Origin of the sequence: Vibrio sp. V10_P2A27P122 (assembly GCF_963874335.1) — a bacterium.
In the GTDB taxonomy this organism is placed as follows: Bacteria; Pseudomonadota; Gammaproteobacteria; order Enterobacterales; family Vibrionaceae; genus Vibrio; species Vibrio anguillarum.
This window is the reverse complement of the sequence record NZ_CAWNHY010000060.1, coordinates 1-7,773: the sequence shown is the minus strand read 5'-3', so window position 1 is coordinate 7,773 and position 7,773 is coordinate 1. Positions and strand designations below refer to the sequence as shown.

Annotated in this window: 8 protein-coding genes; 2 read left to right on the top strand and 6 right to left on the bottom strand. The window is 46.8% G+C overall.

Features of this window, described 5'->3' with window-relative positions; all coding sequences use genetic code 11:
* The first annotated feature begins 209 nt into the window (after nucleotides 1–209).
* Nucleotides 210–1,370, top strand: coding sequence for an MFS transporter (locus AACQ17_RS03580; protein ID WP_017047243.1), 1,161 nt, complete (start codon nucleotides 210–212; stop codon nucleotides 1,368–1,370).
* Between the two features lie 16 nt (nucleotides 1,371–1,386).
* On the opposite strand, the gene AACQ17_RS03575 is transcribed toward AACQ17_RS03580, so the two are convergent.
* Nucleotides 1,387–1,791 carry a nitrous oxide-stimulated promoter family protein gene (locus AACQ17_RS03575; protein WP_206211693.1) on the bottom strand — a complete coding sequence of 135 codons (405 nt, stop codon included), beginning with the start codon at nucleotides 1,789–1,791 and terminating at the stop codon, nucleotides 1,387–1,389.
* Between the two features lie 97 nt (nucleotides 1,792–1,888).
* Between AACQ17_RS03575 and AACQ17_RS03570 the strand changes: the two genes are divergently transcribed.
* A complete protein-coding gene (locus AACQ17_RS03570; protein WP_010319684.1) occupies nucleotides 1,889–2,089 on the top strand; it encodes a DUF2986 domain-containing protein in 201 nt (66 codons plus the stop codon).
* On the opposite strand, the gene AACQ17_RS03565 is transcribed toward AACQ17_RS03570, so the two are convergent.
* The 5 genes from AACQ17_RS03565 to nirB form a co-directional block, all read right to left on the bottom strand.
* Nucleotides 2,078–2,551, bottom strand: coding sequence for a LabA-like NYN domain-containing protein (locus tag AACQ17_RS03565; RefSeq protein WP_010319683.1), 474 nt, complete (start codon nucleotides 2,549–2,551; stop codon nucleotides 2,078–2,080). The two genes, AACQ17_RS03570 and AACQ17_RS03565, sit on opposite strands and share 12 nt — an antisense overlap.
* Nucleotides 2,552–2,614: 63 nt before the next feature.
* The gene (gene cobA, locus AACQ17_RS03560; RefSeq protein WP_017047244.1) at nucleotides 2,615–3,370 is read right to left on the bottom strand and encodes a uroporphyrinogen-III C-methyltransferase; all 756 of its coding nucleotides are present in this window, start codon (nucleotides 3,368–3,370) and stop codon (nucleotides 2,615–2,617) included.
* A gap of 68 nt (nucleotides 3,371–3,438) precedes the next feature.
* Complete coding sequence (locus AACQ17_RS03555; RefSeq protein WP_094147824.1) at nucleotides 3,439–4,251, bottom strand: formate/nitrite transporter family protein; 813 nt, start codon at nucleotides 4,249–4,251, stop codon at nucleotides 3,439–3,441.
* Between the two features lie 142 nt (nucleotides 4,252–4,393).
* Nucleotides 4,394–4,729, bottom strand: coding sequence for a nitrite reductase small subunit NirD (gene nirD / locus AACQ17_RS03550; RefSeq protein ID WP_047689635.1), 336 nt, complete (start codon nucleotides 4,727–4,729; stop codon nucleotides 4,394–4,396).
* Between the two features lie 2 nt (nucleotides 4,730–4,731).
* Nucleotides 4,732–7,320: a nitrite reductase large subunit NirB gene (gene nirB, locus AACQ17_RS03545; RefSeq protein WP_094147825.1), complete on the bottom strand. Its 2,589-nt coding sequence runs from the start codon at nucleotides 7,318–7,320 to the stop codon at nucleotides 4,732–4,734.
* Nucleotides 7,321–7,773 lie beyond the last annotated feature (453 nt).

Sequence of the window (7,773 nt, the reverse complement as noted above, 5' to 3'; positions counted from 1 at the left end):
AGCCATATTGAAATAATCCATCATTATAACCAATAATAAAGTTGGCATTTTTTATCGATTTATGCCAACTTTACTGCTCATTTCTCTTGCTTTATTTTCGATTAATAAAATTAATCGTTAAGAACATAATTTTTCGTTTTACCTTTCTCAATATCAGCTCCATATTCGCCGCAAAATATCCCATCAATTCTGGTTTTGAGGCAAAGTCAATGGACAACATCACTGTGAACGCGTCTTCACCTCGCATTTCCGTTCCGGTCATTGCGCTATCGCTTTATGCGATTGCCTCAGGCTATTTAATGAGCCTGATCCCATTGATGTTGCCGCACTACGGGCTTGAGAGCTCATTGGCAAGCTGGCTTGCCAGTGCCTTTTACGCTGGCTTATTGATCGGCGCATTAGTCGTTGAACCTGTTGTCAACCGCGTTGGCCACCGAAACGCTTTTGTATGGTGCTTAGCGCTGCTCATGTTAACCATTTTTGCCTTACCTGCTCTGCACTATGCCAGTGCTTGGTTAGTGGCACGTTTTGTTGCTGGTATTGCGGTGGCTGGTGTCTTTGTAGTCGTCGAGTCTTGGCTATTGCATGGTGATGAAAAAGGCCGAGCAAAACGCCTTGGTATTTATATGGCGGCGCTTTACGGCGGAACGGCATTGGGCCAATTAGGGATTGGTTATTTAGGCGTATCAGGCGGCGTGCCTTTCATTGCCATCATTACCTTGCTATTAATCGCCAGTGTGGTGCTGATTTATGGCGAATCTGACCAACCTTCAACGCAGCATGCCGTCAGCCTATCACTGAAACAGGTACTCAAACTAAACCATGCCGCCTTGCTCGGTTGCGGAGTTTCAGGGCTCACTTTGGGGGCTATCTACGGTCTAATGCCTGTTGAATTGGAACAACGCGGTATCAGCCATACCGATATTGGCAGCTTAATGGCACTTGTGGTTTTGGGTGGCATGGCGGTGCAACCTATGGTGCCTTGGCTATCAAAATTTTTGGGCCGAACACTATTAATGGCACTGTTTTGCTTGATTGGCTCTGCGGCGATTACCATAACCTTGTTCGATTCAACGATGATGATATTAGCTGCCAGCTTGTTTTTCTTAGGCATGGCGACGTTTGCCCTGTACCCAATCGCCATCAACTTAGGTTGTGATAAGCTCGATGCCAATTACATTGTCTCAGCGACACAAGTTATGCTATTTAGCTACAGTATCGGCTCTGTGGTTGGCCCCGTGATCGCTGATTGGTTTATGCAAAGATCGCAAGGCTTAATGGGCTATCTCTTTATTGCTTTACTGGCGACTTGTATTTATATGTTGGCTTCAAGCCTCAAAACCAAACGCCAATGGGTGGCGGGGAAATAAGTCGCAGCAAAGCGGATCATATTTTATCGCAAGGCGCACGGTTCAATCGTTGATGGCGATTTGATGCATGCGCCTTTGGTTTTTCTGGTAGTGCACATTTTTCATGCAGTAGATGGCGGATCGCCAATATAGGGTGAGAGAGCAACATTCTTGGCCCTGCGTAACGCATCACCAATCTTATTTGTTCTTTCGGCTCAGGCTTATAGCAATGAATTGGGCAACGGTTGCAGGTGGGTTTATGTTGGCCATAAGGACAGCGATCTAAGCGTACTTGCGCATATTCCAACAAGGTTTTGCAACACGTACAGAGGCCAGATTGACAGCGATGATGGCGCTGACAATAAATGTTCACCATCGCCTCTACGGTGCGAAACTCACTGAGTAGCTCTCCCGTTAAAAGATCGCTATGCATTTTTTCCATTGCCAATAACTCCCATTGAGATCGCAGATAAAAACAAGTATCCTGCGCCACCTTGTTCCTCATGTACCCAAGACTTTGTGTCAAAGAGCAGACGACTATGAACCGCAAAAAGAAAATTAACCAAACACTGCAAAAGCATCTTAAAAAGAAGCATGCCAAGCTGCACGGCAGCAATAAGCCTCGTTATATTTCAAAAGCTGAACGTGAAAAATTAGACGCAGAGCAAGCCGCTTCAACCAGCACGGTAGATACTCAACATAGTGAGATTGTGCCTGCTGAAGGTGAGCTACAACAGTAAGTCTTGCTCGATTGGAACAAACTGGCTGGCGACATCAATAAGGCTTTGAGCCGTCAGCCTTGGTACTCCGTACACTTCTACTTTTTTGTTAAAACGCTGTTTAATCCGCTCGACCAATAGCTCGAAATCACCATCTCCTGATACCAGAACAATCACATCCGCTTGCTCTGCCAGCTCAATCGCATCGAGAGTAATACCGACATCCCAATCCCCTTTTGCACTGCCATCACGACGCTGAATGAAGGGCTTAAGCTGAACCTCAAAACCAATACCGCGCAAAATATGGTGGAACTGGCGCTGCTTAGGATCTTGGCTAGCAATCGCATAGGCATTGGCTTTAATCACCTCTCGCCCTTGAGTGGCTACATACCAAAATTGGTTGTAATCAAAATGCTGGCGGTACTTCTCTTTACAGGTGTAATAGACGTTTTGAACGTCGACAAGAATGGCAACTTTTTCCATGAGCTCTCTTCTCAAATAGAAACGAAAACAGCGGCTTGTTCGCCGCTGCTTTACAAATTGCGCTTAGTATACGCCAAACCACTTCAATTTGTCGTGCAAGCGAGTCACACTGCCGACCACAATCAAGGCTGGGCTTTGTGCTTGTTGCGCTAAAAGGGGTAAATCGTCAAGCGAGCCCGTCAATACTCTCTGTTTATCTGTAGTGCCGCGTTCGATAATCGCGCAAGGTGTTTCTGCGCTCAGGCCAGCATCCAACAAGTTTCGTGTGATATTCGGGCACTGCTTTAACCCCATATAAAAAACCAAGGTTTGATTATCTTGCGCTAAACATCGCCAATTGATCGCTTTACCTTCTTTTTGTAAGTGACCCGTAATGAATTGTACACTTTGCGCGTGATCACGGTGCGTCAGCGGAATCCCCGCGTAAGCCGTGCAGCCTGCCGCCGCCGTGATCCCCGGAACCACTTCATAAGCGATATGATGTTCAGCCAGCGTTTCGAGCTCTTCACCACCTCGGCCAAAAATAAAGGAATCACCGCCTTTCAAACGGACAACTTTTTTACCTTCTTTAGCTTTATCGACCAGAATTTGGTTGATCTGATCTTGCGGCACACAATGAAAATCCAACTGTTTGCCAACGTAGATCATCTCCGCGCTGCTTGGCGCCAGATCTAAAATCGCTTGCGAAACTAAACGATCATACACCACCACTTGCGCTTGGCTGATCACGCGTAGCCCCTTAACCGTCAGTAGATCGGGATCGCCCGGCCCTGCGCCCACTAAAGAGACAAAACCGCGACTCGTTACACTGCTTACCATGATTACTCTCTACCTTATCGACAAAAGGATATCGTCATTAAGCGAGGTTAAACCTCACTTAACAATGGTTAGCCAAGGTTGCGTTGTGGCAAGGTTTTACCGTGAGTCATGTAAAGGCTTAACCCGGTAAATAACAAGCCGCCCACTAAGTTACCCAATGTGGCCGGAATTTGGTTCCATACTAACCAATCGACGATGGTGAATTTAGCGCCCAACATCATGCCAAGTGGGAACAGGTACATATTCACTACAGCGTGTTCAAAAACCAAACCGAAGAAAATAAAAATAGGTAGCCACATCGCGACCACTTTGCCGCTGACCGAAGTTGAGGTCATTGCGCCCACCACACCTAAACACACCATCCAGTTACACAAGATGCCTTTCACAAACACGGTGATCCAGCCATTAATACCGTGTTCGGCAAAGCCAAGAGTGCGAGCAGTAGACGCTTTGATAAACGCTTGCCCAACAGCGCTCGGCTCGATACTGAAATTCATGGTGAAGGTTAGCGCCACTAAAAAGGCGACGGCAACGGCACCGATTAAGTTACCTAGCCCAACCAAGCCCCAATTCCGTAGAACGCCCGCTTTGGTTACTCCGGCGCGTTTTTCAAACAAAGCTAAAGGCGCTAAAGCAAAAACACCCGTTAATAAATCAAAGCCCATTAGGTTCAAAATACAAAACCCCACAGGGAAGACCAGAGCACCAACAATAGGCACTCCGGTTTGCACAGCCGCAGTAATGGCCACAGCGACGGCGATAGCAAGAATCGCCCCCGCCATAATGCCGCGAATCAGGGTATCGCGCGTTGACATGAAGATTTTGCTTTCGCCAGCGTCAATCATTGTTTGCACAAAATCGGCAGGTTTTACATAAGACATAATGGTCCTTATTGTCACCAAAGTTAAAATTAAAAAGGGAAATTGAATAGATAAAGGCTCCCAACCATCAATGCATCACCAAGAGAACTCGATGAACAAGGAACCTTTTTGCTATTGAATCTCATCGTCTCAAAAGCGGCTGTTAAGCCGCGACTTCGACCACACCGTCGGTGACTCGCACGGCATAAGCTTTCACGCTAAAGCGTTCATCTTCCATACATTGGCCTGTTATGAGATTGAAACGCTGCTTTTTAAGCGGGCTTGCTACCCAGAACTGCTCTTGATGTTGGCAAATAAAACCGCGTGACAACACATTGGCTCGAGCAAAGGGATCCATATTGCTTATCGCCATCACTTCTTGCGCCTCAGTCGGACGGAAGAGAGCCACTTGCTCACCATTCACCAGTGCACACACACCCGTTCCGGGAACAATGTCATTAATGTCACAGATGGCTTGAAATACTGTGTTATTGGCCATAGTTATTTCTCCAAAACAGGGGTAGAGATTGCTGAATCAGCAAGCGCAATGTGGAATATATCGCCTTTCGCTTCTGGGTGTTTTTCGCTATAAGTCGCAGGACGGTGCTGCTCACGAGCGCTGACGAACACGACGTTCTCATCGCGTAAATCAGAATTAATGAAGTGAGTAAAACGAGTTAATTGCTCAGGATGATTAAGCGTTTCTGTCCATTCACAGCGATAATCAGCAATAAGCTTCGCCACATCTGCTTCGAGTTGATCGTTAATGCCCAACTTATCGTCCACAATCACTTCACGCAGGTAGTCAACGCCACCTTCTAGGTTGTCTAGCCAAACTGAGGTGCGTTGTAATTTATCGGCTGTGCGAATGTAGAACATCATGAAACGGTCGATGTATTTCAGTAGTGTTGCTTCATTTAAATCAGAGGCCAGCAGATCCGCATGTCGAGGCTTCATACCACCATTACCGCAGACATACATATTCCAACCCGCATCGGTCGCGATCAAGCCTAAATCTTTCCCTTGCGCTTCGGCACATTCGCGAGTGCAACCTGAGACACCAAACTTCATCTTGTGTGGTGTACGGATACCTTTGTAGCGGTTTTCAATCAGCACACCCAAACCGACGCTGTCTTGCACACCAAAACGACACCACGTACTACCGACACACGTTTTTGCCATGCGCAGAGCTTTGGCATAGGCTTGGCCTGTCTCGTATCCAGCATCAATCAGTTTGCGCCAAATCTCAGGTAAATCGTCTTTTTGAGCACCAAACAGACCAATGCGCTGCGCGCCCGTCACTTTGGTGTAAAGTTTGTATTCTTGAGCGACATTCGCTAGCACCGCAAGCGCTTGTGGTGTGACTTCGCCACCCGCCATGCGTGGGATCACCGAATAAGTACCGTCTTTTTGCATGTTGCCCAAGAAGTTATCATTGGTGTCTTGCAAACTGACCAACGATGGCGAGAGCACATGATCCCCCCAACACGAAGCCAGAATAGAACCAATTGTTGGCTTACAGACTTCGCACCCATAGCCGCGACCATGTTTTGCCAACATCTCATCAAAACGTTTGATACCGTTAATGCGGATCAAATGGAACAGCTCTTGGCGTGAATACGCAAAGTGCTCACAAATATCGTTTTTGACTTCCACACCCGATTTAGCCAGTTCCGCATTCAGAACCGACGTCACTAAAGGCACGCAACCACCACAACCTGATCCTGCCCCTGTCACCGCTTTAATCGCGCCGAGCGTATGATGACCATCGGTCACGGCTTGGGCAATTTTCGCTTTAGTCACATCAAAACAAGAGCAGATCACCGCAGTATCAGGTAGTGCATCCGCGCCTAATGCCGGTTTTTCAGCGCCAGCATGCGCAGGTAGAATCAAGGTGTCAGGGTGTTTGGGCAGCTCAATATCATTGAGTTTGAGTTGCAGTAAATCGCCGTAATCTGACGTGTCGCCGACTAAAACTGCACCAAGCAGTTTTTTACCATCTTCAGAAACGATAATGCGCTTATAAACTTCATCTTCTTCATTTTGATAGACGTAGCTTTTACAACCCGGAGTTCGCCCATTGGCATCGCCAATCGATCCCACCTTCACACCCAGTAGTTTGAGCTTGGCGCTCATGTCTGCACCACTAAATTGGCTCTCATTGCCCACAAGATGATCAACCGCAACCGTTGCCATTTTGTAACCAGGAGCGACCAGACCGAAGAAAGTTTGATTCCAAGAAGCACATTCGCCAATCGCGTAAATATCAGGATCGGATGTTTGGCAGTGATCGTTAATGGCAACGCCACCACGCGGCGCGATGTCTAGACCCATATCACGAGCTAATTTGTCCTGAGGACGTATCCCTGCGGAAAATACGATGAAGTCAACTTCCAAATCCGAACCGTCGGCAAACTTCATGGTATTACGAGAGGTCTCGCCTTGAGCAACGATCTCTAGCGTATTTTTGCTAGTGTGAACTTGCACCCCCATCCGCTCAATTTTATTACGCAGTTGTAAACCGCCTTGCAAGTCAAGTTGCTCAGCCATTAATACCGGAGCAAACTCAATCACATGGGTTTGTACGCCCAACGCTTTCAGCGCGCCAGCCGCTTCAAGGCCAAGTAAACCACCGCCTATCACTACGCCACTTTTGCTCTTTTTCGCGCACGTTTCGATGGCCTTTAGATCTTCAATGGTGCGGTAGACAAAGCAGTCTTTACTTTCATTGCCTTTGATCGGCGGCACAAAGGGATAAGAGCCCGTCGCCAAGACTAATTTGTCATAGCTCACTTCACGGCCAGTATTTGAATAGACCACGCGCTTTTCGCGATTAATGTTAACCGCCCGCTCGCCCATCAAGACATTAATCGCATGCTTTTGATAGAAACCCGGCTTAACAAGCGAAAGCTCTTCAGCGGTATGGTGCGAAAAGTAGGAAGAAAGATGGACGCGGTCGTAGGCAACACGCGGTTCCTCACAAAAAACCGTGACATCAACAGCCGATGCCTCCATTTTTTCGACCAAATCTTCGATATAGCGATGGCCAACCATGCCATTACCGATGACAACCAGCTTCATCCTGCTCATATGGGTTCCTAATTATGGTAACGTTTCATTGAGCGAGATTTTTAATTATGAAAGAAAATGAATTACTGATGTAAATCAATTACAAACTCAAACTACCCTAAAGAGGTAGCCATAAAGAGGAATATCAGAGAGAAATAAACACCTTACCGTGAATACTAGGGGCCGACAGGTATAGGAAAATAATTAATATAGTATGATCGCTTCTAATCAAACTTGATCATTTACAACAAAACTTGTCAGTTTTCCTCTGTCAAAACACTTGGCAGAAGTTATATAAACAACTTAAACACGCTCATTATGCTTTAGAGTAGAAGCTTATGACGGGGTGTTCCTCCCCCTTTTAGGGGGAGGCTAGGAGCTGTCTCTTGATCACAAGTCTGGTGAATCAAGAGACTTAGCCAGTTCATACCCTTCAAGGATGGTTTGTAACCTAAACCATCCTTGCCATAATGT

Excerpts from the sequence above, each read along its gene's own strand:
- cobA (WP_017047244.1), bottom strand. The coding sequence starts at position 3,370 with ATGGTAAGCAGTGTAACGAGTCGCGGTTTTGTCTCTTTAGTGGGCGCA.
- AACQ17_RS03575 (WP_206211693.1), bottom strand. The coding sequence starts at position 1,791 with ATGGAAAAAATGCATAGCGATCTTTTAACGGGAGAGCTACTCAGTGAG.
- nirB (WP_094147825.1), bottom strand. The coding sequence starts at position 7,320 with ATGAGCAGGATGAAGCTGGTTGTCATCGGTAATGGCATGGTTGGCCAT.
- AACQ17_RS03580 (WP_017047243.1), top strand. The coding sequence starts at position 210 with ATGGACAACATCACTGTGAACGCGTCTTCACCTCGCATTTCCGTTCCG.
- AACQ17_RS03565 (WP_010319683.1), bottom strand. The coding sequence starts at position 2,551 with ATGGAAAAAGTTGCCATTCTTGTCGACGTTCAAAACGTCTATTACACC.
- AACQ17_RS03555 (WP_094147824.1), bottom strand. The coding sequence starts at position 4,251 with ATGTCTTATGTAAAACCTGCCGATTTTGTGCAAACAATGATTGACGCT.
- AACQ17_RS03570 (WP_010319684.1), top strand. The coding sequence starts at position 1,889 with ATGAACCGCAAAAAGAAAATTAACCAAACACTGCAAAAGCATCTTAAA.
- nirD (WP_047689635.1), bottom strand. The coding sequence starts at position 4,729 with ATGGCCAATAACACAGTATTTCAAGCCATCTGTGACATTAATGACATT.